Below are 26,044 nucleotides of genomic sequence, written 5' to 3'. Positions count from 1 at the left end.
GAAATCCCCATAGCCATCGCCTGTGGCCCGCGGGTTCCTTCCTCGGGGACTTTCGTACGCCTGCCGGCGCCCGAAACTCTTCACGTTTCCAGACCGTCCGCTTCTGTTCGGGTTTGACGATTAGCTGCAGTCTGGCTTGCCTCTAGAACGCTGATGACATGGTTGCCGCGCGTTGCAATCGTCGCGGTCAATAATCCATCCTGGCAACCGAGCGGATCCGGCTTCGGCTCTTCGGCATGCGTTCATCGAAACTATCGAGCGGTTGTAGCGCCTGGAACCCCTTCCCGAGCGCGGCGATGGCCTCGGCTCGCTCTCGCAAGGTCTGTCGCTCGTCTGGTTTGAGATCTTTGTAGGATGACGGTTCGTAGTCGGTTGCGATCTCTGCGTATCCAAGCGAGCCCGGCTCGGGTGCTTCAGCGTAGGCGTCCGCAAATTGCCGCAGCATCTCGTCAAGCGCGCGGACTTCGACCAGATAGCGACGCCACTTGTGTTCGTTGAGTTCGAAATCGCTGTTGATCAGGTCGCCGGCACGTTCGCCGAAGCCGGTAAGCTGGTCGATGCGTTCGGGCGGCATGTCCAGATTGAGGCCGCCTTCCTCAGGCTTGAGGTTGACCGTCGCGATCCGTTCGCGATAGCCGGCGAGAATGGACTGGAGGGAATCCTGCCAATCCTTGGCGCTGTCAAAGAGGGCGAACACGAAGGCGATCAATCCGGAAAATCCTCGGGTCGGAAGGAGTTGTCCCTGTCCTGCCTTTGTCGGGAGGAATACCCGGGTTTCCTTGGTGTTTTCCGGCTTCTCCCGCCGATGGTCATATTCCCCGAGCGAGATGCCAAAGGTCGGGCGCGACGGCAGGAAGCGGTCGAAGAAATGCACCGGAAAATTCGACGACAGTCCACCATCGGAGAACATGCAACGCACCAACCTGTCCTGTTCGGGAACGCCGACCAGCGTATAGTCGATCCTGTAGAGCGGGACCGCCGATATCAACGCCGGGAAGCTGAGGCTCATGCGTGCGAGGACAACGAGCGGAAGATTGTCAATCTTGAACGGATAGAGGTCGCTTGATCCCTCTTTTGGCGTCGTCAGCATCGCGTCGACGACACGGGCCGGAAAAAGAGACCGGAAGTCCCGCTCGGAAAAGTAATGAAGATTGTTCTCCATCGGCAGCACGTAGGGACGATGCGAGGTGATGTCGGTGGTCACGGTCTGCACCCTGATCTCGCGGGATTGAAGGTCCTTGACCCCGAGCGGCTCGGCGGTGGCCGGACGCCCTGCGACGAGATCGATTGTATCGGCCAGCCACTCGGTCAGGGCGGGATGGCCGGCGGGCATGTAAGGTTGGCTCATTCCGTTGCAGAGGCCGTAATCGGCCTCCGGAAGCCTGCGGGCGACATCGCGGGCCGCGACAAAACTCGCCGTGGCGGCGGGCAGGAGAACGAGCAGGAATGGGAACAGCAGGACAGCGAGGATCGCCGCCGAAGTCGAATGCCAAGTGAACGGGATCAGGAAGGCAACAATGATGGCGGGGATGGCACCCAGAATTGCTGGCACTGGGTAGCCTTTCAAAAGTGCGAAGACTGTGCCCGCGATACTTTTCGACATCGCCGCCAGTATCAGATTGAAGACCGGACGAAGCTCCGGGCGGGGCTGGAATTTCTCCAAGAGCGTCGCCGACAACTGCTTTGGAAGCGCCTCGATCTTCTCAAATCCGCCGTCCGCGCGACCGTATTCGGCGGCGGCAGTGACCACCGCCGCAATCGCGCCGGCCGACGTACCGCCGATATTGCGGAAGCGATACTTGCGCGAAAGTTTCACGACGGCCTTCGGGTAGACAACCCCACTTGTGATCCCGCCCTTCATGACGAGGTCGCAGCTCAGTTCAGGCGCGCTCATGTCCCATCTACCTCAGTTGATTTCAAGCGTGTTCGACCAAGCCTTCACGAGGCTCGAATAGGGTTGGTCCGGCTCCGCCATCGCGCGGATTTCGTCGAGGATTTGGTTGGCCAGCAGGTCGAGCCGCGCGCCCATCGTCTTGGTCTGCTGATCGAGGCTGGCAAGCAGCGTCTCCGAAATCTTGCCGATCTCGTCGATCAACCGGCTCAGGAAATCGAGCTTGCGCAGGACCCGTGTTCGCTCCTGAACCAATCCGAGCCGGTTCAGGCCGTAGACATGGATCGATGTCAGGCCACGCCTGGAAGGGACGTTGTCTTTGAACGTCGGAAGGACGAGGCCGAGAGGGTCGCCGCGGTCGATGTGAAACACCAAGTGCTCTTCCGGATCGTCAACGCAGGGGTTGATCAGGTCGGGCTGCTCGTCGATTCCGGGAAAGTCCGCCATCGCCCTGGCTGCACCGGCGATCGGAAACAGATCCTGCTTGCCAAGCGATGCCTTGGCCCCTTGCATCTCGGGCGCCGACAGCAGTTGCACGAGGCTTACCGGGAATTTCGGCAAATCCTGCCAACGCCGGCGATTGCAATCAATGCAGCTCGGCAGCAGGTTGTCCCATACCATGGCGAGCCACCAGTAGCCGGGATGATTGGCAACGCCGGCGATGCGTCCCTTCGGCCGGTAATGTTCGACATCGGCCGGTGCCTGGTTGGCATATCGGCTTTCGCAATAGGCACATTTGGCGAAGAACAGCTTGTCGAGCGCGTATTTGACCGCTTCGTCGGAATAGGCGCTAAAATCGAACGTCTTTTCCTTCTTCGTCTTCTTTGCTTTCGTGGCTGGAGCCAGCGCGCCGGCGGCTGCTCCCGCAGCTTCAGCCTTTGCCTTCGCCTCGAAGAAGATCTTCGCCTTCGCCAGTTCCTTGCCGCCGCGGCTCTTGTCGCCGACAAGGACAGCCGGCGCTGAAACCAGGGCCCGATCGACGCGCCGCATCAGATGCCCTCCAGGACGGCCAGGATCCGCCTTTTCGTTTCGTCGCGCAGGTCCTCGCGTGGCTTGCCGGCAAGGTTACGCCGGTTGACAAGGTAGTCCGCAACGGCCTCCTGCACGAGCCGGGCAGCCTCGCTCATGCCGACCGGAAGGGCGTCCACCACCTGCCTACGTATCGCGTCCATCGCAGCCCTAACGGCCTGGTCCGGCACACTTTCGGCCTTCGCGAGATAGTCGCCAAGACGGGCGAGGCTTGCATCCGTCTCGGGATCGTCGGTGGAAAAAAGGCTGAACAGGTCCGAGGTCAGGAGCTGCTCGATGGTCAGCGCCGACACCTTCGGCAACTGCGTCAGGCTGTCGACCATGATCGGGATCTGGCCACTGCCACGCTGCCTTGCGACCTTGCTCAGCACCACCACCTCCCCGTCCCGCATTCCCCTGAGGCACAATGGATCATGGGTCGTGACGATGAAGGTCATTGACGGCAAGGCGGTGCGCAGGCCCTTCATGATGTGGATCTTCCAGCGCGGGTGGAGATGGGCCTCCACCTCGTCGATCAGCACGATCCCCTCCGCCGAGGTCAGCGTCGTGAAGCTCGGATTGATGTCGCGATCCATGAGCCATCGCATGATGTCGCAGGACAATGCGAGAATGGTGCGGAAGCCCGACGAGACGTTCGAGAGCGGGGTCCTGCTCTTCTTGCCGGACGCATCGATCTGCATTTCGACGAAGCATCGGCCCTTGGCCTCGTCGCGATAGATGACGTCGATCTCTTCGGCAGCCCCGAAGATCACGCCTAGCGCCTGGACGACGGCCCGGTACTCGGTCGGTGTCAGGCCGAGAAGCCATTGCTCCGGATTGCTGAGCAGGCTGTCGGTATGAAACAGGCTGAGCACCGGTCGCGACGGTTTCCAGTCATGCAGGTCGCGCACATAATGACGGTAGGCGCCGTAGCCGAAGACCAGGGGCAACCGGTTCTCGCCGATCTGAGAATAGCCCTTGGCGCTGACCGTGAGTGTCGAGACCTGTCCATTGTCGAATTGAAGCCGGACCTTGGCCGTTGGCTTCTGCGGCAGATCTTCGGCGCCCATGAAGCTGGGGTTGAGCCTCAGGCTACCCGGATCCTCCACAAGGTCGGGGCGTGCGTCGGCGCCCATGAGGTTAAGTGCGATCGCCTCCAGGATGGAGCTCTTGCCAGCAGCGTTTTCGCCTAGGATCAACAGTGCCTGCGCTATGCGTTCGGTCGGGTCTGGTGCAGCAGGCATCTTAATCGACAGCGTTTCGATCGCCTTGAAGTTCGTCAGCCGGATTTCCTGCAGGCGAGGTCGTGCTCCAGCGATGTCGGCTTCCTCGACGATATTCGCAGACGCGGTGATCGCTGCGATCTCTGCGTCGCCAGCATCGGTCTGACGCCTCAGCATCCGCCAGAGGCCGACGAATTCATTGGTGTCGTTCGGTCCATCGCCTTCGAGTGTTGCGTAGTCGTCGAAGGCCTGCTTTCGCCTGGTTCTCAATCGCGTCCGATTGAGCCGGAAATGCTTGATCGTCTCCTCACCCTGCGGGCTTGCGGCTTCCAGCGATCCGTCGTCGCGCGGGACGAGATGGCGGGTAATGTCGTTGAGACAGGGATCGACCAGGAGCGGTGTCTCGTCGAGCTCTAGGTCCGGCCACGTCCCATCGCCATTCTCGACGAACCCGGCGTATTCTTCCGGCGTCGGGATGTGCGCCCTTTGTCCTTTGACCGGGAAGTACGTGGTTCGCTTCGGCCTGCAGTCCCCGCAGATCGCATAGAGGTTGATCCAGGCATCCGACAGCCAGCCGTAATAAAGATGGGCATCGCGCGCCCGGCCGTCCTCCTCGCTGCCGACAGTTGGCTCGGCATCGTTCATTGGCCTGAAACGGTGTAGGAACATGCTTTTCGAAGCCTGCTCGCAGAAAGCGCATTTCCCAAGGAACATGTGCGAGAGATCACGCATGATCTCCCGTGACTCGAACTGCATAATCGGAACGCGGGTCTGTTCGCGCTTCAAGGGATCGAGCTGCAGATACCGAAAAAAAGATTGCCGCCTTCCGCTCGCAAGGGAGTCCCCGAGGGCTGCTGGCGGACTTGGTGCCCGCATGACGTAACGCATGATCTCCCCCAAGTCGTTGATGTCGGCACGTCAAGTTTCAGTTGAGTCGACAAGGCGATTGGTCCGAGGTCGGCGCAATCGTACCCTGTAATCTAAATGATAATGTAAAGAGTGCGAGAAACATGCAATCATAAAGTTTAATTCGAAGAACTTCTGTCCTGACAAGCTTCGCACACCCGAGCAAAATCTTCGCTTTCAGCAGAAGAAGAGGGCCGACGCTAACGTCCGGCTTGAACCGCACCGGCGCCGCAAGTTATTCGGGCCGAACATCCGCTTTTGGGCAAAGGCAAGGCTTGCTTAAGCCATCGGGATGAGGCGCAAAACTGCCGTCCGTTCAGCAACAAGCCCAACCATCAGTGATATCGGCCGTCACTGAAAAATCGAAGTTGAACTGCACAATTCCCATACTCCAGTTTTGGGTATAGTTTGTTGGGACGGAGGACTTGGTACGTGGGGGCGGCGCGCATTCTGGGACAGGTTACAATCGAGATTCCGCAGGACTTTCAGCGTTTTGCGGAAGGCGCATTAATTCGACTACAAGTCCAATATCCGTCGCTGCGGTTTTCGGCCTCGGGTCAGGGCGTAGCGGTAGAAGAGCTTCCGCCGGACAGGCTGGACGATTTGCGAAAGAACGTCCTTCACGCCATTTATCGTGAGAAGATCTACTCGGAAACGCTTCCGCTGCGACAAGCGTTGATCCGGGCGGTCACCGCCAGATGACCGTATGGCCGCTCAAATTCAGAGATCGCCCGGATGGAACGCTGCTGTTTAGCGACGACGCCGGTGGGTTCTTTCTCGGTAGCGACGAGTTTCTAGGGAGATACGCACGCGATGCGCTCTCAGCCGACGACCAGAGATTTCTTCGTGGCAATGGACATACGTTTGAACGCGAAGGCGATCCTGATTGGACATCCTTTGCCTATCGTTGGGCTGGCAGGCAATCGAAGCAGCAAGAGCTCTCGTATCTCATTCTCGTCCCGACTTTGCGTTGCAATCTGACTTGCAGCTATTGCCAGGTTTCCCGGGCCCCTGAGGCCGCGCGGGGCTTCGACTGGTCCAATGAAACATTGAGCGCGGCCCTCGACTTCATCGGCAATTTGAAAGGTCCTGATATGAAGCTCGAGTTTCAGGGCGGGGAGCCTTTGCTTCGCGTTGATCTGCTCGAGCAGATCAGAGCTTTCACCCGCTCAAGATTTCCGCGCAGCCAGTTTGTCGTTTGCACCAACCTCCAGCGCATGGGCGAGATGGAGTGGGCCTTTCTTGATCAGCCGGACACATTCGTTAGCACGTCACTGGATGGGAACCACGAGACACACACCCGGCAGCGGACTGGCGACAGTCTGGCGACCGATACATTCCTCGGAAATTTGGCTGAAGCTGTCAGGCGCCTCGGCCCCGGCAAGGTTTCCGCCCTGCCAACCATCGACGTCGAGTGCCCGCCGAATTTCGAGGATCTCGTCGGCAACTTCGAGCGCCATGGCATACAGTCGATATATCTCCGTCCGATAAACCACCAAGGCTTTGCGCGCCGACGCAAGAGCGATCCAAATGCGATCGCTCGATGGAATGCGCTCCATTCAGGTTTCATCGATTATCTCATCGAACGCAATCATCGCACCGGCCGATACGTTGAAGAGTACTATTTCAGTCAGTGCCTACGGAGATTCTTGAGATCAGGGACAGACGATCACGTCGATCTTCGCAATCCGAATTTCTTCGCGTCCGACTATATCGTCGTCGATCACGATGGGCAGCTGTACCCGACGGACGAGGCCAGGATGCTGTCGCGCATCGGGCGCGTCGACCTCGCGATCGGAACAGTGGCCGATGGCATCGATCAGCAGAAGGTGCAACTGCTCAATGGCGCATCGATCAACAATTTCGATGCCGACTGCATTCACTGTGTCTATCAGCCTTTCTGCGGCACAGACGTTGTCGACGATTTGTCGCGCGACGGCCGTGTCGATCTCATTCGCATCGAGACGTGGTTCTGCAGGCGGCATATTTCTCTGTTCGACAAAGTCGTAGAAGTGATGACGCGCCGCGACGAGGCAGCTCGGCAATCTGTCGCCAAATGGGCCAGAGTTCCGTCCTGGGGGGATCACATGGTTCCGGTCCACACATGATCCCGCTTCGCCTCAAAATCGAGACAGAAGCGATCGATCCCTATGTGGTTCGGCTCCGCTCCTTTGAGGGCGTTGCCCACGACACGCCAGGGCTCAGCTCGTTCGATGCAGTGCTGGGCAACGCGACCCGCGAAAGCGCAGAGTTCTATGGCGAAGACAGATCACTTCGTGTCTTCGGAATCGACCCGAGCGACGTAAATGGCGACGTGCTGTTTGTTGTGCCTCGACGGGGCACCGCACACCGTCTCATCCGAGCAAACTCCCGTCACAACACACTGCTGGTCACCGAACGATGCGACCAGCTTTGCCTGATGTGTTCGCAGCCGCCGAAACAGCAGCATGTAGACATGTTCCCGTTTTTCGAGACGGCAGTCCTGCTCTCGCCAGAAAACGCAACGATCGGGCTATCTGGCGGAGAGCCGACGCTGTTCAAATCGGAACTGCTCGAATTCCTGCAACGAATGTTGTCGGCGCGGCCCGACGTTGATTTCCACGTCCTAACCAACGCTCAACACTTTGACCGCGATGACGTGACGAAGCTAGGCAAGCTAGACCTGAATCGGATCCTTTGGGGCGTTCCTGTCTACTCGAGCAATCCTGAAATTCATGACCGGATCGTGGAAAAGCCGGGCGCGTTCGGCCAGGTCAGAGAAGGCCTGTCGGTCCTTGGCCACGCCGGCGCGAAAATCGAATTGCGTACGGTGCTGATGAAGCCGAATGCAGCTGGTATGACTGATCTGGCCAGGTTTGTGACGACATCGCTGCCGTTCGTCGACAAATGGGCAATCATGCAACTCGAAAATATCGGCTACGGCAGGCAGAACTGGCACTCGTTGTTTTTCGACAGCTCCAAGGGTTTCGACGCGGTTGGCAACGCGCTCGATTTCGCCATCAGCCGTGGGATCGACGCGATGCTGTACAATTTTCCGTTGTGCACTCTTCCGCCCGACTACAGAACATTGGCTCCGTCGACGATTTCCGATTGGAAGCGATCCTACGTTTCGGAGTGCGCTGGTTGCGGACTACGCGACGACTGCGGCGGCTTCTTCGAATGGCACCCGAAAGCGCATGGATATGAAAGGTTAGGCCTCACGTGAAAAAGCGGCTCTTTACCATTCCGTCGTTGCTGGCAGCCGGCTTCATGCCAATCGAGAGCACCGCAATGCCGATTGCTCCATTCAATGATGGAGGCAAGTCGAAATCGTTGTTCGACATTTTCAAGCTGGATCACAAATTCACATTGGCCGGGCATAGTTCGCATTCGAGCCACAGCTCCCACAGCAGCCATCGATCCTCTACGGGAGGCGGCACCTACTACCCACCGGCCGCACCCGTCTATCAGGCTCCGGCACCAGTGTATCAAGCGCCCTCGCCAACCTACCAGGCGCCGACTGCCACTGCGCCGGCTGCAGCACCTCTGGTTGTGCTTCCCGGGAACGCTGCCAAATTCAAGGAGATCGTCCTGCAAGTTCAGTTCGCCATGCTGTCGTTCGGCTACTACAATGGCGAATTGGATGGAAAAATGAGCCCTGCGATGCGGGCCGGCCTCCTGAAAATGCAAGCGGATTACAATCTCAAGGTGACAGGCACCATTACGCCGGAGACGCTGAACGCCTTGCGCATTACAGCGGATTAATTTGACCTAAATGACACCGGTGAACAAACAGCGGTCACTGCCCCCCTGCACCCTCAATTTTCCCCTCACCAAATTCCGAGAATGCCGGGTTTTAGTAACGGCGAGACTGATCTCGGCCAACACAAGCGGCAACCGCAACGTCAGTTCCAACAAGTCCGCTTTTGGCAGGCGGTCAAGTCGAAAGGAATGACCGAGATTAGGCGCGATCCGGCCTGTCGCGAACGCGAACTTTTGACCCCAAAGCCCCCATTTGGCGGCGAACCCATAGACGGCCGCTTCTGGCGCTAGTTGCCCGTTCCGGCGGCCGGCTCAACGGCAAGCCCTGACCCAAACGAGCCATTCCGGCAGGCAAGCTCTAATGTCTCGAATGTGGTGACTACGACATTGGTTACACCTCGCCGTATCAGCGGTCCATCAAACGTGCGGGAGAAGGGATTTGCTGGTAAGGTCGGTTTCCTTTCAGAACAACCAATACTATGATCCGCTGGGGCCAGGCCACCGATGGACCGCAAGCTTGCCGCGATTCTAGCCGCAGATGTAGTAGGCTATTCGACTCTGATGGAGCGCGACGAGGCCGGTACATTTGAGCGACTACGTGCCGGACGCAAGGAACTGTTCGAGCCCGAAATTGCCCGCCACCACGGCCATATCTTCAAGCTGATGGGCGATGGGATGCTGGCCGAATTCGGTAGTGTCGTCGATGCCGTCGAATGTGCAGTGTCGTTGCAGCGGGGACTATCCGAGCGCAACGCCTCGCTTCCCGCAGTGGAACAGATCGTGGTGCGGATCGGCATCAACCTCGGCGAGGTGATCGTCGACGGCGACGACCGGTATGGCGATGGGGTCAACATCGCGGCCAGACTTCAGCAGTTGGCGGAATCGGGCGGCATCTGCATCTCGGGAAAAGTGGCCAAGGAGGTTGATAGGAAGCTGGCGTTCGCCTTTGAGCCAATGGGCGAACAGAGGGTCAAAAACATAGCCGAACCCGTTCAGGCGTATCGCGTGTTGCTTGATTCCGCGACAGCGGGCAAGACCCTCCATGCTCGCCGCCAGCCGCGCGCCTGGCGTTTTCCGGCCGCGGCGGGAATTCTCGTCCTGGCTCTCGGCCTTGCAGTAGCATGGTGGCAGCCGTGGGAGAGGCCTGCACCGCTTGCCGTTCCGACCGTCAGCGAGGCAGCCGACACCCGGCCCTCGCTAGTCGTCCTGCCCTTCGACAATCTCAGCGACGACAAGGAACAAGAATATCTCGCCAACGGCTTCACCGAGGATCTGACGACCGCACTGGCGCGTGTGCCGGGTCTTTTCGTCTTCTCCCCCAACGCGGGCTCCGCTTACAAGGACAAGGACCCGAAGGAGATTGCGGCGGCATTGGGCGTCCGGTACCTGCTGAAAGGCTCGATTCGCCGCGTCGGCGACGACATGCGCATCAATGCGCAGCTGATCGATGGCTCGACTTCCAGACATCTCTGGGCGGAGCGTTTCGACGGCCGGTGGGCAGACGTATTCGCGCTGCAGGACAGCGTTGTCAGCAGCATCGCGGGTGCGCTGCAGCTCCGCCTGGTGAGCGGCGCGCCGGCTACCCGGGCCGGAGGCACCAGTAATCCCGAGGCCTATGAGGCCTATCTCAAGGGGATGGACATCTACAACCGTATCAACACGCCCGAGGAGTTTGCGCAGGCTGTGAAGTATTTCCAGCAAGCCGTGCAACTCGACCCCGATTTCGGCGCGGCGTACGCCCAGCTCGCCTGGGCCTACTGGGACGCGGATGTCGGTCGGGTCGTAGTAATGGGACTTACGACGGACGTGGCCCAGGGCAAGATCTATGAAACCCTGGAAGCGGCGGCCAGGGATCCTTCGCCGGGCTACTATCAGCTCGTCGCCGAGTTGATGGTCCGCGAGCACGACTCGGACGACGCAGTTACCGTTCTTCTGAAGTCGGTGGCGCTCGATCCCAGCGATACTTGGAATTATCTCTCGCTGGCCAATGCTCTGAATTTCAACGGCAGGCCGAAGGAAGTGCTTAGCTATCTCGATGCGGCTGCGCGCGTCGACCCAAACTCGTGGATGGACTACAGGCGCTACCAAGCCGGACTGGCCGAGTTCGGCCAGGAGAAGTTTGAGGACGCGGTTCGCTCGATCGAGAAGATGGACCTTATATCGGCCGATCCACGGGCGAAATTTTATGCCCTGCAGGTCCTTATTTCGGCTTATGGGCATCTTGGGCGCACAGACCAGGCCGCGGCGGCTTTGGAAACGCTTAGGAAGGTTGTTGGGCGGGTGGACAGGGGGCCGAGCCAGTTGATGACCCAGGATTACATGGTGTTCAAGAATACGGCCGATATCGAACGCCTTTTGGCCGGGCTGACCAAGGCAGGTGTGCCAGAGCTGTCGGCATTGGCAAAGGCAGGCATGAATCCGAAGGACCGGCTCACAGGGGCGGAAATAAAGTCTCTCATGTTCGGGCACGAAACGCGCGGAAAATTGGTAATGCCCACGTTCCTGCCGATGCAGCGCACAACCTCGGTCGACGGCGCCGTCAGCGAGACCGTTGGCCAGAGGAGCCGCGTAGGAACCTCGTGGGTGCAAGGCGATTTCTTGTGCAACGCCTTTCCCATAGAACTGACAAGCTGTGGGGCGATTTTTCGCAATGTGTTCAGGACGCCGGGGCGCGACGACGAATACAAGGCCGTTTACCGCGGGGACCAGTTCGAGTTTTCGGTCGTCAAGTGAAACTCCCAAATGCCGCAAGGCCGTAAGTCTGCTTGCCGAGTAGACGCGACGTTGTTGGCATAACTGCAAACGTCGACAATTGGCGCTATCAAGACGTCCGGCCCTGTCGCTGACCACGTCTGCTTTCAGGCAGCGGCTAAGCCAATCTCTACGGCCGAATGGAGGCGCGAAGCTGACGCCACCGGCGAATTTGAACCGAATACCCCATCATCCTATGTTCATGATTTGTGCTTCGAAAGTCGCATAATTGGCAGTCTGTAATCTCCAGAAACCGGAACTCAGCCCGATCCATGGCCTCAGCTCTGACATACGAAGCCTATGCCGTCAGCTCCATGTGACATGAATTGCCATCAACGCGCTTTCATGCTTGCTGGGCCGATGTCTCGTCCTCGCCTGCTGCCCGAAAAGAGTTTTCCGACCTATGCGTACCTGCCTGGCAAACATCCGCATCCGGTACGTGATCCCTTGGGCCATAGCTACCGAAACGATCCCGTGACCGTCGCCCTTGGGGAAGCGTTAGGCTCGGATGTCTTTCGATGGGGAATCGACCTTTTCAACCATGGCTATTACTGGGAAGCCCATGAGGCTTGGGACAGGCTGCGAAACGAAGCACCCAGCACCGCCTGTTCTTCAAGGGACTGATCCTATTGGCGGCGGCCGGGGTAAAAATACGCGAGGGAAAGCGGGTCGCTGCCGTACGCCATGCCACAAGAGCTGCCGCGCTTTTTCGTCAGGTGGTGACGGTGCCGAGCCGGCTCTTTGAGACTGCGCTCGGGATGACACCTGCCGCGCTTGCAGAATATGCCGAAGCAGCCGTAACTTCCCGGGTTTTGCCAGAACCAAAGCCTGACCAGCCCGAGCCCGTTTTCGATTTTATTCTCGCACCAAAACTTGAGAGTGTCTGATCGGCAACCCTTGGTAAGCGTTCAACCCCAGCTTCGCCTGTGGAAGGCTGGTTACTCCCGCCTATTTTGTGTCCGGGCTACATAGGCCGATGGATCTGCAGCAATCAGGCCGCGGTCTTCTTGCGCGTCCGCTTCAGCGGCGCCGGCTTTTCCGGTTCTTTCGGCTTTCGGCCGAGCCCCATCGTCTTGGCCAATGCCGAGCGCGCTGCGGCATAGTTCGGCGCGACCATCGGATAGTCCGCTGGCAGGCCCCATTTGGTGCGATATTCGTCGGGCGTCAGGTTGTAGTGGGTCGCGAGATGGCGTTTCAACGACTTGAACTTCTTCCCGTCCTCAAGGCTGACAATGTAGTCCGGAGTGACCGATTTCTTGATCGAGCACGGCAGCCTTGAGAGCCCGGGACTTATCCGGCGCAGCACCGCCGCCGGCGGTGCCCATCAATGCGGCGTGAATCTGACTGATGAGGGCCGGCAAGTCACCGACCGGAACCGGATTGTTCGAGACATAGGCCGAGACGACGTCGGCAGTGAGTTCGATCAGGTTGTCGGCATTGCTTTCAGCTTCTTCTGTCACGAAACTCTCATGGCGGCTTGAAAGACAGTCGGCGAAATTGTCCGTTTCATAGTGGCGGTTTGCGCCAAACGCAACGAATGCATTGGGCACTATCGTGCTCTGCCGCTCTGCCGCGGCGGAGCTGGTCCGCGCCGGTCTCTCCCGGGCGACTGTGCCCCGGAGCTGCCCAGGCGGCCTCTCTGCATGGCTGGTCTGGCGCCAGACCGGCCTGAGGCCCGCAACGGCTTCGCTGACCTTCTTCCCCTGCGCTGAGGCGCATTCCTCGCGAACCAAGAAGCTCGGCTGCCGCCGCCCTCCGCTCACGCTGCGGCCCTACGGGTGCAAGCCAGCCGTCCCGTCGCCCTGAAGACCGCTATCGAGGCCGCGCTGGGCGGCTTCGAGGAACAGTAAGGAGATACCACAATGGCTCAAATCGGCATCTTCACCCGCAGCGACGATGGCGCCTTTACCGGCACGATCCGCACCCTCAACGTCAACATGAAGGCGACCATCCGGCCCGTCGCCAAGGACAACGAGCGAGGCCCCGATTACCGGGTCGCCGCCAATGGCGTCGAACTCGGCGCAGGCTGGAGAAAGGCAGCCAAGGACACCGGCGCCGACTACGTTTCGGTCAAGCTCGACGACCCCTCCTTCACGGCCCCGGTCTACGCGACCCTGGTCCAGAGTGACAACGGCGAGCACAAGCTCATCTGGTCCCGCTGATCGACACGCGGTGCCTCACCCCGGGCGAGGCACCGCCTCTCACCCGTGGGATTATGCGACGACCTGAGCTTTGCTATTTCCGTGCTTCCAAAATTTCGATCATCGGTCGCGCGGTCCTATTGGGCGCCGACGCCACCTTTCCAGTGCCGAATGTTTCCAACGATCCGGCCCCGATCGAGCCGTGAAGGCTCGCAGCAACCGTGCCGAAAACGCGCCTGACCATCGCGTCTGCTGCGAAGGCATGGAGGGCTGGTGCAGCGTGGAATCGCACCGCGACAAGGTCGGCGCTTATCTCTCTCGATCGACAACCGTCTTCACGCAACCGGTCCGCCCCAATCTGTTCCAGTCGACGCCAACAAGGACGCACGGAGTCTGTTTTGGAGCCGCTATCGAGGCGCAATGAACGAAGCTGGTCGGGTGCTCCGACTGCGTTTCTGCTGCGTCAAGCTCTTCGATCGATCGGGCGTCGGTCAAGCCCTTCGACCGATCGCCCGTCAGGCGGGCGCCGCGCGCAGCGAAGGTCAGGCGGCCGGACGCTTGCCAATGGCGGAGAACGCCCATCGCGGCGCAATTTGCGGCAAGCAAGTCCGGCCGGCGAAGCCTTGCTCTTGACGGAAGCGAGCACGGCCGCAGGCTGTCGACGCATCAGAAGCGTGATATATGCACTGTCGTCCGCAGCAGCATGACGATGATGTCTGCATGCTTGGCTCACCCTTTCAGCGTCGGTTGTTTACGCAGAACCTGAGCGGATAGTGAGCGGCTGAGCGCTCCAGCAGCACGATTTTATCCGCTGATCCATGATCGCGACATATCCGGGAAGCCGCGAAACGTTTCGCCATCGCCCGAGCGGTTGCTTCGCGTCATAATGCATGTCGAGAGCGTTGGCGATGTTCATCTGGTGTGCAGCAAGGATGGGCTTGATGCAGATCATGCCGCCGACATGGCAGGAGCTGCGCATCAAGTCCGCGTCGGCGACGACCGTTGTCAACCGCGTGACAATATGTTTGCACGTACAGCGCATCTCCGCGAGAAGCTCGACCGCTTCGGCTGCGACGGCGTTTTCGCCGCCTACAATTCCGATCATGGCGAAATCAAGAGCATGTCGCGCCGGCCGCCCACCGCCGCGAGACGGTCGATTACGCTAGGAAACGGGCACCGCTGATCATTGCTGCGGTTCCCATTCCGATGCGCTCACGGCGAGGATGCAGCAGGGCGAACGCACTTCATTGGTTGGTTTTCGCGCGCACGGGCGACACCCGGAATGTCCTTGCAATGCATGGCGACTGTGGCGCGCATGTTGCGGCAGAGACAGTGCTCGCGGCGATCCATCCGCCCAACATTCAGCCTTCCACAAACTTTGCCGTAGTTGACTTAACTGCGGTCGAGCCACGGCTGGATAACTTGTCGGTGGAACCGCTGTCTGGCGAGAGACCCGCCGCAGATAGCCGTTTGGTCCAGCGCCCTTCTACAGCGTTACGTTGATAGTGACATTCCCGGTCGAATGCATTTCGGCTTATTGCGTTGCGGGGGTTGCAGTGGGAGGGTTGACGGCGAGAGAGGGCGAGAGGGCGTGCAAACATGCAAACAAAGAGGGACGGCTCTCCTAATCGGGCTCGCCCTTAAGATCGACCGCCGAGAGTGGTAGCGGCGCAAGGAATCTGAGAGCCTGACAGCGTATTTGTTCACTGCAGTCAGGACAGATTCATGAACAACCCGGTTTACATTGGACTTGACGCATCGCTGGATGAAACAAGCATCTGCATCGTCGATTGCGACGGCAAGATCGTATTCGAGACAAAGGTGGAGAGCAATCCGGACGCGCTCCACTCCGCACTGAAGGGCTACGTGGAGCGCGCTCAGCGCATCGGCATCAAGGCGTCTTCGATAGGCGTCTGGCTGGCGCGTGAGCTGCTATTGCGGAAGCTGACGGTAATCGTCGTCGAGGCCCGTCACATGCGCACGAGCCTGAGCGCGATGCGCAACAAGACCGACAAGAACGACGCGCGCGGCATTGCGCAGATGATGCGCATGGCGTGGTTTCGTGCCGTCCACGTCAAGGGCGTGGAGAACCAGCGGTTTCGCACGATGCTGGCCAATCGCAAGCTTCTCAAGCGCAAGTTGGTGGATCTCGAGAACCACATTCGCGGCTCGCTGCGGGTGCATGGCTTGAAGGTTGGCGCGATCGGCCGGCACGAGTTCGAGGCCCGCGCGCGCGAACTGCTGGACGGCGCCGATTTCGTCTTCGAACGGATGATCGACAGCTTGCTGGCGGTCCGTAACGCGGTCCTTGAGGGCTATGATCGATTGCACACGATGTTGCTAAATGCGGTCGCTGCCGATCCTGTCTGCCGGCGCTTCATGACCGTGCCTGGGGTCGGACCGGTAGCTGCCCTGACGTACAAGGTTGCGATCGATGATCCGCATCGATTCAGCCGCTCCCGCACTGTCGGCGCGCATTTTGGCCTGACGCCGAGACGTCATCAGTCCGGCAGCTCGATCGACTTCACGGGACGCATCACGAAGCAGGGCGACATGACTGCACGCGAGGCGCTGTGCGAGGCGGCAGCGGCCATGTTGCTGCGTTCGCGCCGCGGCTCGGCACTCAAGGGGTGGGGGCTCAAGATCGCCAAGAAGCGCTCGATGCTGTGCGCGATCACAGCAGTCGCCCGCAAGCTTGCCGCCATCCTGCACCGTATGTGGGTTGACGGCAGTGTGTTCGATCCAGGCGCCGGGGCGGTTGTCACGCCGACGATGCGCGCGACGCTGAAGGCGCTGAGAACGGCTTGACGATGGGCGCGTCTCGACAGTTTAGAGGAGGTCCTGAGATCTGAGTTCGAAGAGTTCCCGTGCGCACGGGCGGCGCCCTGGCAGGGCGTTGGATGAGACTGAGTCCGCTATCTTGCCGGCATCCGCCCGCCACCGGGATGAATGCGCCGTGATCGCTAGGACCGTCTCGTCATGAGGCCATCAATACGGCCCGAAGGAGAGCATGCGACGGCTGATTTGAGCCGAGCGCGTAGTAAAGCAGGGACCCTGCCGAGGGAAGCGTGGTTGCAAGAAGTGCGCACGAGTTTACAGTGACTATGAAGCAGAATTGGAGATGTCATGCAGCTGGAAAGCCATTATTGTAGTTGACATTAGGGGCCCGATTAGGACGGCAAGATAAAGCGAGCTGGCGCTCGCCCTCGCTTTGCTCGTAAGTTGTTGTCTGCACATTGTTTTTTCCTGCTCGTGCCGACGCCAGGCGGAATCGCGCGAGGTGCGGATGGCGCCGGCTGGTTCGCTATCCTGTTGATCTCAAAAGCAAAGGTGTGATGCCGCAGCGATGTGCGATCGGTTGTTCTACGCCGCAGCAAGTCTTTGCGCGCCGTAGAACGCCCGGCGCTCCGGCCACCTTGAAGCACCAAATCCGACTCCCGATGCTGTCGTCATGGCAGATCGTGACAGCGACAGATTCGAGGTTCGCATTGGCCGGATCCGGCGCAGCAGCACGCCGGTCAATTCGCGCACGCTGCCCTTTCTGCGCCAGGTCGAGATTGCCATCCGCAAGCAGGGCGGCAATCCCAATCGCCTCGGCGCAAGCAGGAACGACGGGCAGGGGAGCGGCCGCTTCAACGCGCGGGGCCGCGGCGGCAAGGTGGCGGCAGACTTGCCGAAGGACGGCGGTAGGTGGAAGCAGGACTCCAATGGCGTTCGCTTTCGTTCCCGTCGCGTCGTGGTGAAGGCGCGCGTCGTCAAGCTGCCGAAGCAAGGGAAGGGGATCACCGGGCGCGCCCAAAAATTCGCGACGACGAGCAAGGCTGTCGATGCGCATCTGCGCTATCTCCAGCGCGACGGCGTCACCAGGGACGGCGAGAAGGGCAGGGTGTACTCGGCCTTCGACGACGAGGCCGACAGCAAGGCCTTCGTCGAGCGCGGGCGCGGCGACCGGCATCAGTTCCGCTTCATCGTCGCGCCGGAGGATGCCGCCGAGATGGAAGACCTGCGCTCCTTCACCCGCGATCTCATGCGTCAGATGGAGACCGACCTCAGCACGCGCCTCGACTGGATCGCTGTCGACCATCACAACACCGGTCATCCGCATACCCACGTCCTGGTGCGCGGCATCACCGATGACGGCAAGATCCTGAACATCGCCGGCGACTACATCGCCCATGGCATCCGTCACCGGGCAGGCGAGCTGGTCGAACGGGAACTCGGGCTGCAAAGCGAGATCGAGGTCGCCCGCAAGCTGGCCAGCGAGGTGGAAGCCGAACGGCTGACCCGGCTCGACCGCATGCTGATCGCCGAACAGCAGGAGCACGATCTGGTCGGCCTCCGTCCCAATGCCAGCGACAGCTACACCATTTCCAGCAATCGCTATCTGCTGATCGATCGGGCAAAGAAGCTGGAGCACTTCGGCCTGGCGAGCGAGATGGAGCCCGGCCGGTGGGTCATCTCCGACAGGACCGAAAACGTGCTGCGGGCGCTTGGCGAGCGCAACGACATTATCAAGAGCATGCACCGGGCGCTGGAGGAGCACGGCCTCGCCGATGAACGGGGCGCGGCGCAATATGTCATGCACCGGCAGACCATCACCGAGCCGGTCGTCGGCCGCGTGCTCGCCAAGGGTCTTGCGGGTGATGAGATGAGCGATCGGCTGTCGCTCGTCATCGACGGCGTCGACGGGCGCACCCACTATGTCGAGACTGCCGACGCGGCAAAGCTCGAAGACATCCAGCGCGGCCACATCGTGGCGCTCGATCCGGTGCTGCCGAAGCAGGAGCCACGTGCGGCCGACCGCAACATCAGCAGCGTAGCGGGCGAGGACGGCATCTATCGCCCGAGCCAACACCTGGAGGCGATCCGCGAGACATTTTTGCAGCAGGGCAAGGACCCGGACGCCTTTGTCCGTTTCCATGTCCGCCGTCTCGAAGCGCTGCGCCGGGCCGGCCACGTCGAACGTATCGATGAAGACCACTGGCGCATTCCAAAAGACCTGTCCGAGCGCGGCATCGCCTATGATGGCCGCAACGCCGAGAAGGACTTCTCCCTGCGTGTGCTCTCGACGTTCGATCTTGACGCGCAGGTCGGCAGCGATGGCGCCACCTGGCTCGACCGGGAGCTTACGGCAAAAAATCCCATGCCGCTGGTCCGGTCAGGCTTTGGTCTCGACGTCGACAACGCTCTCGACAAACGGGCTGCCCAGCTCGTCGGGATGGCCCATGCCGAACGCGATCCAACCAGCGGGACCATTACCTTCGCGCGCGACCTTGTTGCCACGCTGGAACTCCAGGAGGTCACGCGCGTCGGTAAGGAAATCGCCGCTGCGCGCGGCCTTACCTTCGCGCCCGTTCAGCCCGGCAACTATGTCGGCGGCACCCTCCTTGACTCGGTCCGCCTTGCCAGCGGGCGTTTTGCCATGCTGGACAACGGGCTCGGGCTTCAGCTCGTTCCCTGGCAGCCGATGCTCGACAAGCGCGTCGGCCAGCACATCAGCGGGCTCGTGCAAGACAGCGGGGGCATCGACTGGAGCTTCGGCAGAAAGCGTGGGCTGGGGCTGTGAAAGCGCCCATCACGTGGCACTTTTGGCTCGCAACTATCGCCGGCAACGATTGGCCAAGCCTAGTAGCAAACAGTTTGTTAGATGCGGGGTCTTAAACGGATACCATTCTCGGACAGGAACTCGATTCCGGCCCTCTCAAGTGTGTGCCTTATACTTATCAGGTTGTTGGCAATTGGAATGCGCGCCCCACGCTCAAAATCCGCAATCGTCTGCCGAGCCACCTTTGCGGCTCTAGCTAGTTCGTCTTGGCTCCACCCAAGCATCGCCCGAGCGCCGCGACACTGCTCTATCGTTAGCGCATTTTCCATGGGCTACAATCCGATTGACGTCAATCAATTTGTATGATCAGATTCCCTAACGCGGCCGAGCTGAGCGCTGACACGCTTAGCCCGGCCTAACCACAACCAAGCTGTTAGGAGCTCGGATCATGGGTGATTCCGACAATACCACGAGTCTCCCTTTCGTCACCCGTAGGCAAGTACTTGCGGGAGGAATGATCGCGTCCACCGCTTTGATGCTTGAAAAAAGTACTTTCACCGGCAACGCTGCCGCGACGAACGTGTCCCTCTCCGACCCAGCGCTCGCGCTTTGGCGGGAATGGCAGACGGCCCACCGGCTGACCGAGCGGCTTTGTCGCAGACAGCAGCGACTGGAGACGAGGCTTGTCGAGAGCGTCGGCTTTCCTTGTGTGACCGTCCGCGTGTCCGAGGGCGAGGACGTGACGGTCCACTCGATTGAGGCACTCAATGAATTGCTAGGCAGAAGGCCGGATATGGCTGCTCTCCGCCAGAAAGCCGAAGCTGGTCTCACGGCACATCAGGCACGCTGGGATGACGCTGCCGAGGAGACCGGGTACATTGCCGCGCTCAGGGCCGAGCGCAAGGCTGGCGACCGAGCGGAGGATCTGCTGGAAGCGTTCTCAATGACGCCTGCCACGACTCTCGCCGGTGTGGCAGGCAAGCTCGATGCTGTGTTGCGTGAGGGCGAGCCTTGGGAGGAATGCTCCGAATTTCCCTGGTCTCAAATTCGCTCCGCCCTCAGCGATCTGGTGCGTATCGCCCAGCCAGCGATGCCGGAACAATTCTTTGCCGACGAGCGGCGTCCCCCAGCTTCGCAGGCGGGCGGGCTGGCTGCTATCTCGGCGCCTGAAAGACGAAGATGAAGGCGAGGACTCGAACCTCAAAATTTATTGGCACCGTAACCTGCTGATTTTGCTAACCAACTTAGCCACAGTCGGTGACTCGACTATCACAATCCTGGCACAATCACAGCCCACATTCCGCTAAACCGTCGTAAGGCGTACCGGAAAGAGCAGGCAGCGCCGAAACCCCGATCTAGACAAAGCAAGACGGCAGAGTGCGCGACATTCAGCGCGGGCTGAACAATCGCTCCACAGCTCATTTTTTACAAAGTAGACTGGAGCATTCTCGCACCCGTCACGGAGCAGAAATGGTCAAGGGCCACGTGCAGCGCAAACTAGCTGCTATCCTTGTTGCGGACGCGGTCGGCTACAGTAGCCTGATGGCTTCGGACGAAGTGGGGACTCACGAGCGATTCAAATCGCTTCGCTCCGATCCGATCGACACTAAAATCGCCGAACACCAAGGTAGGATCGTCAAGGAAATTGGCGATGGGCTTCTCGTCGAGTTCGCCAGTGTGGTTGCCGCCGTCCAATGCGCCGTCGAGATTCAGGAAGCATTAGCCGAGCGGAACGCGGATAGGCCCGATCATAAACGGATTGAATTCCGAATAGGCATCCATCTCGGCGACGTCATTGTGGACGGCGAAGACATTTTTGGTGACGGGGTCAACATCGCCGCTCGATTGGAAGGTCTCGCGGCGCCCGGCGGAATAGCCATTTCGGCTGATGTCCGTCGGCAGGTCGAGAAGAAATTAAACGTTGATTTCGAAGACATCGGCGAAAAAGAACTCAAGAACATCTCCGAGCCAGTTCACGTCTACAGAATGAAGCTGGCGTTAAAAGCAATCCAGAAGCCTGTCAATGTATTGGACAGGCCAGCCGTCGCAGTCCTGCCGTTCCTGAATATGAGCGGCGATCCAGAGCAGGACTATTTCGTCGATGGCCTAACAGAGGACATTATTACAGCCCTGTCTCACTGGCGAACCTTTCCTGTCATTGCCCGCAATTCAACATTTACCTACAAATCCTCCGCTGTGGACGTTCGCAAGATAGCCCGCGAATTAGATGCTCGATTTGTTCTGGAGGGCGGTGTTCGGAAAGCTGCAAGTCGTATTCGTGTCACTGCCCAATTGATTGATGCCGCCAGGGGCCATCACGTTTGGGCGGAAAAATATGACAGGCACCTGACCGACATTTTTGAATTGCAAGACGAGCTAACCCAAAAGATCGCTGCAGTGGTGGAGCCGGCGATAACGAGGGCCGAAACGCGCCGGATGGCAGTTCCCGGAACTAAAAACGTTGGTGCTTGGGACTATTACTTGCGCGGTTTGGGGCTAGCGCACCAATTCACCGGACAGGCGCACAAGCAGGCCCGCGATATGTTTAGGCGCGCCTTGGAAATCGATCCCGCCTACTCGCAAGCATATACCGGCATCGCACAAACGTATCTTCAAGAGATTTTTTTGAAGCAGGTCGATGACCACGCGGCGGCCGTTTCGAAAGTCGTCGACGCGGCAAAAAAGGCTGTCTCGCTCGATGACAGCGATTCGGCTGCGCACCTCAGTTTAGGATTGGGGTACATGTGGTCCGGAATGCACGACGCCGCCATCGAAGAAGTCCAACGGGCGATCGATTGCAATCCGAGCAACGCGCTCGCCTATGTGGTTTTAGGGAACGTCCTGGACGTCGCCGGACGTCCCGAAGAGGGCATCCCGTTCCTTGAAACCGGATTGAGGCTCAACCCGCTAGAGCCCAGAATGCATTACGCGATGACATGGTTGGGCGGCGCATACCTAAACGCCCGGCGGTACGCCGACGCACTTGCTTGGTTGCAGCGAGCTGCCAGTCGTCGGTCTGACTATGCACTGACCTTTCTATTCTTAGCGGTTTGCTTGACCAATCTCGGCAAGCGCTCTGCGGCGGAAAAGGCCTTGGCAGAATGCGAGAAAGTTGAGCCAGGATTCACCGCCGCATTTGTGAGATGGCGGGCCTACAGGAACGACGCCGACAACGATCACATGCTCAAGGGAATTCGCGATGCTGGCGGCGATACTTTCAATTAATAGAATAACAGGTCACGTTTATTCATAGGTTCCTAAAGAAATTTGTTCCTAAGGCGCAACTTTGTCAGCTTCGTAAGCTGAGCCAACGTCTGTGTCCCATACCAACGGGCCTTTGGATCTCACCATTCTAGAGGTCCGGAATGGGGTCGCGACGTTCCCCTAACCTCCCATCAGGGAATGGTCCGCAAGGGGTCGGATTTTCATATTCGTGCCACGAAGGCACGAAGCAGGCGCCTGCACAAGGCTCGCTGCTTTGAAAGCATGCCGATGAACGACGAGCTGATCCGCCTTCCCGGTGCCATGGAGCCCGTCACGCGGCCTGACATTCAGCACCATACGTGCGAGCACCCCGACTGTGGCAAGGATGCCGGATGGGGGTTCGCCAAGCCGAGGCGGCCATCCCATTGGTTCTGCTTTGAGCACCGGGCTGATGCCGAAGCATATCTCTAAGCAGCGTGTTGATCTGATGATCAGAGCGCCAATACGACAGGGAGACTATGCCGACCGCGAGATCGATTGCCAGGAGGCAATGGAGCCCGGCTTCCAGGCGATCGCCGATTGCTGATTGAGGCGGGATGGACGCGCGGGGCGATCATGCGGTCGTTGAAGCGGCTCATCGCCGCCGACAACATGACCCAGAAGGAAAACGCCAGGTTGAGGCGCAGATAGCCCTGCCGGCATTCAAAAAGCTATCGAGGAACTTTGAACCGTCGCGGCCGTTTACCGGCTATCGCGTCCGGAAAGTTCCGCCATGAATGTCAGCGACGAAAGGACTGTATCCCTTTGGGCGGCAACCGAAGTAGCGCCTGATGCAGTTCCGCTCGAGCGGAGTGAACAGGTCGATGTCGTGGTCGTCGGATCTGGCATTGCCGGACTGTCGGTCGCGTTCGAACTGGCCATCGCCGGGCAAAAGGTGGCAGTGCTCGATCGCGGCCGGATCGGAAGCGGCATGACGGCCCGCACCACCGCGCATCTGTCATCGATCTGCGACGACTACTTTTCGGAACTGATCAAATTGCGTGGCGAGGAACTTGCGCGGATCTACTACCAAAGCCAGTCGGCCGCTATCGACCGTATCCGATCGATTCAGGAGGCGGAGGGCATGCCGTGTGATTTCCGCCGCCTCGAAGGCTTTCTGTTTCCGGCGTCGGGCAGGAAGGAATCCGTCATCGAGCGCGAACTGGACGCCGCTCTGAAGATCGGTGTCGACGTCGAGAAAACCGTGGGAGTGCCGCTTGCTGGGTTTTCGGACGCGCCCGTCCTTCGTTACCTCAATCAGGCGACATTCCACCCGCTCAAATATCTCCGCGGGCTGGCTGCCGGCATCCGCGCGCGCGGCGGCGCGCTTTATGCGGATACCATCGTCGACAAAGTCGAGGAGACTGACGGCGGCGTGCGCGTAACCACGGTCTCGGGCTTTGCCGTGTCTGCCAAATCGGCCGTTGTCGCCACCAACTCGCCGATCAACGATCGGGTGGCGCTCCACACCAAACAGGCGCCGTATCGGACCTACGCGATGGCATTCGAGATCGCGCGCGACATTTTGCCGGATGCACTCTATTGGGACACGCTGGACCCCTATCACTACGTCCGTCTGCAGCCTGGCGAAGGCAAGACCGACTTTCTGATCGTCGGTGGTGAGGATCACAAGACAGGGCAGGTCGACGACGCCGACGACCGCTTCGCTGCCCTGGCGGCCTGGACCAAAGGGTTGGTGGCCGATATCGGCGCGGAAGCCAATCGATGGTCCGGGCAGGTAATGGAGACCGTCGATTACGCCGGGTTCATCGGCCGTAATCCCGGCAACGGGCACGTCTTCGTTGTTACCGGCGATTCCGGTCAGGGCATCACCCATGGGGTTGTGGCCGGCCAATTGATTTCCGACCTGATCCTGAAGGGGGAAAGCCCCTGGCGGGAACTTTACGAACCCTCTCGCAAGACGGCACGCGCGATCGGCGATTACTTGGCGGAGAATGCGACAGCGATCAGGAGTTTTGCCGAGTATGTCGCGCCTGGTGAAATTGATGCCGCCGATAAGCTGCGGCCCGGACAGGGGGCTATCGTCCGCCAGGGGCTTACCAAAGTCGCGGCCTTTCGCGATGAGGACGGCACGCTCTACAAGCGATCGGCCGCATGCACCCATATCGGTTGCCATGTCCATTGGAATTCGTTGGAACGCTGCTGGGACTGCCCCTGCCACGGCTCGCATTTTGCCGTCGATGGCACGGCTTTGAACGGACCGGCCGTAGCGCCCCTGGCTGAGGTGGAATAGCTATGGCGACTCCCGTTGAGGCGAGATGCCGCAATGCCAGCTCAGGCGAAGATGCTGCTTGGTAGCCGCTCGACACTGGCACCCGATGGACCCCATCGCCAGGTAATTCGTAGGTCGATCCCCGAATCTTTCTCGGCTTTGGAATCCGCTGTGCAGCCAATCACTCTGCATTCAATTCCACCTTTCCTCCATCGCAAACGTCAGGTGCTTTTGAGCGTTCCGTTCATCCCGTTCGGGTAGAAGCCGCCCTTGCTGACGCCGGCCTTGTCGGTCGAGATAGACGATCCGAAGCACTTCCTGGGGCGTCCTCGTGAAGGCGATCGCATCCGGGGTCGATGGAACGATATTGGCTCTGCCCTTGCCAGCCAGACGAAGTGACCGTCCGACCGGGCCTTACACGCGCAGCTTTCAGTTCCGACGGCACCCAAGTCGCAATTATTTCCGGCGAAGAAAGGGTCCGTATCGTTCGCGTTTTCCAGACACCCAACGACCTCATTGACTTCGCCCGGCGCACCTCCCTCGCGAACTCACCCCTTGCGAGCGGTGAAGCTTCTTTCTTCCTGAAGACCCTGCAACTGGTACTTGTCCGGACTGATGTCGGCAACGGGGTCAGATTTTGCCGCTTGAGCCGGCCGCCGGAACGGGCAACTTAGCGCTAGAAGCTGACCTTGCCAGAGCTTGACCAAGACCGCTCTGGTCTTGATCAATGCGCCACGCCGTCGGATGCGTGCAGAAGTCTCCAGGTCAAGCCGATGCTGCCATCGAACTCGGATGCAAAATGTTCGGCGGCGACGCCTTCCAGGCCGTCATCGACAAGAGCCTCGATGGTTCGTCGCACCAGCGCGAGCTGCATCTCGCGGGCGTGTGCCAGGTCTGTCTCTCTCATGATTTCCGTGACGTGGTAGGCGACAACGGGCTGGCCGAGGCAAGACATGAGCGCGCTCGCTTCTGACGTCACTGCGGTAACTGCGTCTTCGATCTTCATTCTGGCGCTCCTCATCAAACATGATGCGGCGCCTCCCCATGACACGACGGTGTTCCGTCGCTTCTTTTTCAATTTCGAATGTCGTGAGTGAAAGTCTGGTGCGCGAACAGGAGAATTACCCTCTCTTGTCCCAATCTCCTTGAGCAGCCACGCTACCCAAATCAGTATGCTGCAAAATTGAATTAAAGGCGACCGAATAGTTAATCGATGGTTAATGGCTGCGCTCGCATCTCGGGCATTCGGCGCATGAAACATCGGGCAGGTCCGCCTCGCGCCTCATGCACGAACCCGCTTCGCGGGAGGGGCGCCTCGTTCTGAGATGGCGCGACTGCCATTTTGACTTGAGCGGGTAGAGG

At 59.6% G+C, this 26,044-nt stretch carries 18 protein-coding genes and 2 pseudogenes; 12 read left to right on the top strand and 8 right to left on the bottom strand.

Annotated features, from left to right (window positions below; translation table 11 throughout):
- Positions 1-187: 187 nt before the first annotated feature.
- From NKH04_RS30820 to NKH04_RS30810, 3 genes are read right to left on the bottom strand one after another with little or no spacing between them, the layout of a single operon-like run.
- Complete coding sequence (locus NKH04_RS30820) at positions 188-1,894, bottom strand: patatin-like phospholipase domain-containing protein (RefSeq protein WP_352542867.1); 1,707 nt, start codon at positions 1,892-1,894, stop codon at positions 188-190.
- A gap of 12 nt (positions 1,895-1,906) precedes the next feature.
- Positions 1,907-2,881, bottom strand: coding sequence for an HNH endonuclease family protein (locus NKH04_RS30815; RefSeq protein WP_353045447.1), 975 nt, complete (start codon positions 2,879-2,881; stop codon positions 1,907-1,909).
- Positions 2,881-4,767, bottom strand: coding sequence for an AAA family ATPase (locus NKH04_RS30810; protein ID WP_353045446.1), 1,887 nt, complete (start codon positions 4,765-4,767; stop codon positions 2,881-2,883). Before NKH04_RS30810 ends, NKH04_RS30815 begins: the two co-directional genes overlap by 1 nt.
- Before the next feature lie 693 nt (positions 4,768-5,460).
- Between NKH04_RS30810 and NKH04_RS30805 the strand changes: the two genes are divergently transcribed.
- The 6 genes from NKH04_RS30805 to NKH04_RS30780 all read left to right on the top strand — a co-directional run bounded on the left by NKH04_RS30805 (position 5,461) and on the right by NKH04_RS30780 (position 12,407).
- Complete coding sequence (locus NKH04_RS30805; RefSeq protein ID WP_352492332.1) at positions 5,461-5,730, top strand: hypothetical protein; 270 nt, start codon at positions 5,461-5,463, stop codon at positions 5,728-5,730.
- Positions 5,727-7,136: a His-Xaa-Ser system radical SAM maturase HxsB gene (gene hxsB, locus NKH04_RS30800; protein ID WP_352492333.1), complete on the top strand. Its 1,410-nt coding sequence runs from the start codon at positions 5,727-5,729 to the stop codon at positions 7,134-7,136. Before NKH04_RS30805 ends, hxsB begins: the two co-directional genes overlap by 4 nt.
- On the top strand, positions 7,133-8,233 hold the full coding sequence (hxsC, locus tag NKH04_RS30795) for a His-Xaa-Ser system radical SAM maturase HxsC (RefSeq protein WP_352542870.1): 1,101 nt from the start codon (positions 7,133-7,135) through the stop codon (positions 8,231-8,233). The genes hxsB and hxsC overlap by 4 nt, the downstream gene beginning before the upstream one ends.
- Positions 8,230-8,772: a His-Xaa-Ser repeat protein HxsA gene (gene hxsA / locus NKH04_RS30790; protein ID WP_352492335.1), complete on the top strand. Its 543-nt coding sequence runs from the start codon at positions 8,230-8,232 to the stop codon at positions 8,770-8,772. The genes hxsC and hxsA overlap by 4 nt, the downstream gene beginning before the upstream one ends.
- Positions 8,773-9,273: 501 nt before the next feature.
- Positions 9,274-11,502 (top strand): adenylate/guanylate cyclase domain-containing protein, encoded by a 2,229-nt coding sequence (locus NKH04_RS30785; RefSeq protein ID WP_352502250.1) that lies wholly within the window; start codon positions 9,274-9,276, stop codon positions 11,500-11,502.
- 587 nt (positions 11,503-12,089) lie between these two features.
- Positions 12,090-12,407, top strand: coding sequence for a DUF309 domain-containing protein (locus tag NKH04_RS30780; RefSeq protein ID WP_352542905.1), 318 nt, complete (start codon positions 12,090-12,092; stop codon positions 12,405-12,407).
- A 104-nt stretch (positions 12,408-12,511) separates the two neighbouring features.
- Here the strand turns inward: NKH04_RS30780 and NKH04_RS30775 are convergent.
- Positions 12,512-12,980: pseudogene (locus NKH04_RS30775) on the bottom strand (Ros/MucR family transcriptional regulator).
- A gap of 402 nt (positions 12,981-13,382) precedes the next feature.
- Here NKH04_RS30775 and NKH04_RS30770 point away from each other — a divergent pair.
- A complete protein-coding gene (locus NKH04_RS30770) occupies positions 13,383-13,682 on the top strand; it encodes a DUF736 domain-containing protein (protein WP_352542906.1) in 300 nt (99 codons plus the stop codon).
- Positions 13,683-14,412: 730 nt separating this feature from the next.
- Here the strand turns inward: NKH04_RS30770 and NKH04_RS30765 are convergent.
- A complete protein-coding gene (locus NKH04_RS30765) occupies positions 14,413-14,766 on the bottom strand; it encodes a hypothetical protein (RefSeq protein ID WP_352542907.1) in 354 nt (117 codons plus the stop codon).
- 620 nt (positions 14,767-15,386) lie between these two features.
- Between NKH04_RS30765 and NKH04_RS30760 the strand changes: the two genes are divergently transcribed.
- Together NKH04_RS30760 and NKH04_RS30755 are read left to right on the top strand one after the other, a co-directional pair.
- Positions 15,387-16,469: an IS110 family RNA-guided transposase gene (locus tag NKH04_RS30760; protein WP_353045445.1), complete on the top strand. Its 1,083-nt coding sequence runs from the start codon at positions 15,387-15,389 to the stop codon at positions 16,467-16,469.
- A gap of 643 nt (positions 16,470-17,112) precedes the next feature.
- Positions 17,113-19,227 (top strand): DUF3363 domain-containing protein, encoded by a 2,115-nt coding sequence (locus NKH04_RS30755; protein WP_353045444.1) that lies wholly within the window; start codon positions 17,113-17,115, stop codon positions 19,225-19,227.
- Between the two features lie 77 nt (positions 19,228-19,304).
- Here the strand turns inward: NKH04_RS30755 and NKH04_RS30750 are convergent, their stop codons facing one another.
- The gene (locus tag NKH04_RS30750; RefSeq protein WP_352542964.1) at positions 19,305-19,490 is read right to left on the bottom strand and encodes a helix-turn-helix domain-containing protein; all 186 of its coding nucleotides are present in this window, start codon (positions 19,488-19,490) and stop codon (positions 19,305-19,307) included.
- Positions 19,491-19,654: 164 nt separating this feature from the next.
- On the opposite strand from NKH04_RS30750, the gene NKH04_RS30745 reads away from it, so the two are divergent.
- The 3 genes from NKH04_RS30745 (at position 19,655) to NKH04_RS30735 (ending at position 24,703) form a co-directional block, all read left to right on the top strand.
- The gene (locus NKH04_RS30745; protein ID WP_352928604.1) at positions 19,655-20,389 is read left to right on the top strand and encodes a hypothetical protein; all 735 of its coding nucleotides are present in this window, start codon (positions 19,655-19,657) and stop codon (positions 20,387-20,389) included.
- Between the two features lie 194 nt (positions 20,390-20,583).
- Positions 20,584-22,431, top strand: coding sequence for an adenylate/guanylate cyclase domain-containing protein (locus tag NKH04_RS30740; protein WP_353045443.1), 1,848 nt, complete (start codon positions 20,584-20,586; stop codon positions 22,429-22,431).
- 751 nt (positions 22,432-23,182) lie between these two features.
- A complete protein-coding gene (locus NKH04_RS30735) occupies positions 23,183-24,703 on the top strand; it encodes an FAD-dependent oxidoreductase (RefSeq protein WP_352981119.1) in 1,521 nt (506 codons plus the stop codon).
- A 200-nt stretch (positions 24,704-24,903) separates the two neighbouring features.
- Here the strand turns inward: NKH04_RS30735 and NKH04_RS30730 are convergent.
- Together NKH04_RS30730 and NKH04_RS30725 are read right to left on the bottom strand one after the other, a co-directional pair.
- Positions 24,904-25,060, bottom strand: a pseudogene (locus NKH04_RS30730) (ferritin-like domain-containing protein); the annotation flags it as partial.
- Between the two features lie 346 nt (positions 25,061-25,406).
- The gene (locus NKH04_RS30725) at positions 25,407-25,688 is read right to left on the bottom strand and encodes a hypothetical protein (protein WP_352473173.1); all 282 of its coding nucleotides are present in this window, start codon (positions 25,686-25,688) and stop codon (positions 25,407-25,409) included.
- Positions 25,689-26,044 lie beyond the last annotated feature (356 nt).

It is taken from the genome of Mesorhizobium sp. M1365, assembly GCF_040317865.1.
Lineage (GTDB): Bacteria > Pseudomonadota > Alphaproteobacteria > Rhizobiales > Rhizobiaceae > Mesorhizobium.
This window is presented reverse-complemented; position numbering and strand designations above follow the sequence as displayed.

Coding starts and splice junctions, on each gene's coding strand:
- hxsB (WP_352492333.1), top strand. CDS start 5,727: ATGACCGTATGGCCGCTCAAATTCAGAGATCGCCCGGATGGAACGCTG.
- NKH04_RS30765 (WP_352542907.1), bottom strand. CDS start 14,766: ATGATCGGAATTGTAGGCGGCGAAAACGCCGTCGCAGCCGAAGCGGTC.
- NKH04_RS30755 (WP_353045444.1), top strand. CDS start 17,113: ATGGCAGATCGTGACAGCGACAGATTCGAGGTTCGCATTGGCCGGATC.
- NKH04_RS30735 (WP_352981119.1), top strand. CDS start 23,183: ATGAATGTCAGCGACGAAAGGACTGTATCCCTTTGGGCGGCAACCGAA.
- NKH04_RS30810 (WP_353045446.1), bottom strand. CDS start 4,767: ATGAACGATGCCGAGCCAACTGTCGGCAGCGAGGAGGACGGCCGGGCG.
- hxsC (WP_352542870.1), top strand. CDS start 7,133: ATGATCCCGCTTCGCCTCAAAATCGAGACAGAAGCGATCGATCCCTAT.
- NKH04_RS30750 (WP_352542964.1), bottom strand. CDS start 19,490: ATGCTTGGGTGGAGCCAAGACGAACTAGCTAGAGCCGCAAAGGTGGCT.
- NKH04_RS30815 (WP_353045447.1), bottom strand. CDS start 2,881: ATGCGGCGCGTCGATCGGGCCCTGGTTTCAGCGCCGGCTGTCCTTGTC.
- NKH04_RS30760 (WP_353045445.1), top strand. CDS start 15,387: ATGAACAACCCGGTTTACATTGGACTTGACGCATCGCTGGATGAAACA.
- NKH04_RS30745 (WP_352928604.1), top strand. CDS start 19,655: ATGGGTGATTCCGACAATACCACGAGTCTCCCTTTCGTCACCCGTAGG.
- NKH04_RS30770 (WP_352542906.1), top strand. CDS start 13,383: ATGGCTCAAATCGGCATCTTCACCCGCAGCGACGATGGCGCCTTTACC.
- NKH04_RS30820 (WP_352542867.1), bottom strand. CDS start 1,894: ATGAGCGCGCCTGAACTGAGCTGCGACCTCGTCATGAAGGGCGGGATC.
- NKH04_RS30725 (WP_352473173.1), bottom strand. CDS start 25,688: ATGAAGATCGAAGACGCAGTTACCGCAGTGACGTCAGAAGCGAGCGCG.
- NKH04_RS30785 (WP_352502250.1), top strand. CDS start 9,274: ATGGACCGCAAGCTTGCCGCGATTCTAGCCGCAGATGTAGTAGGCTAT.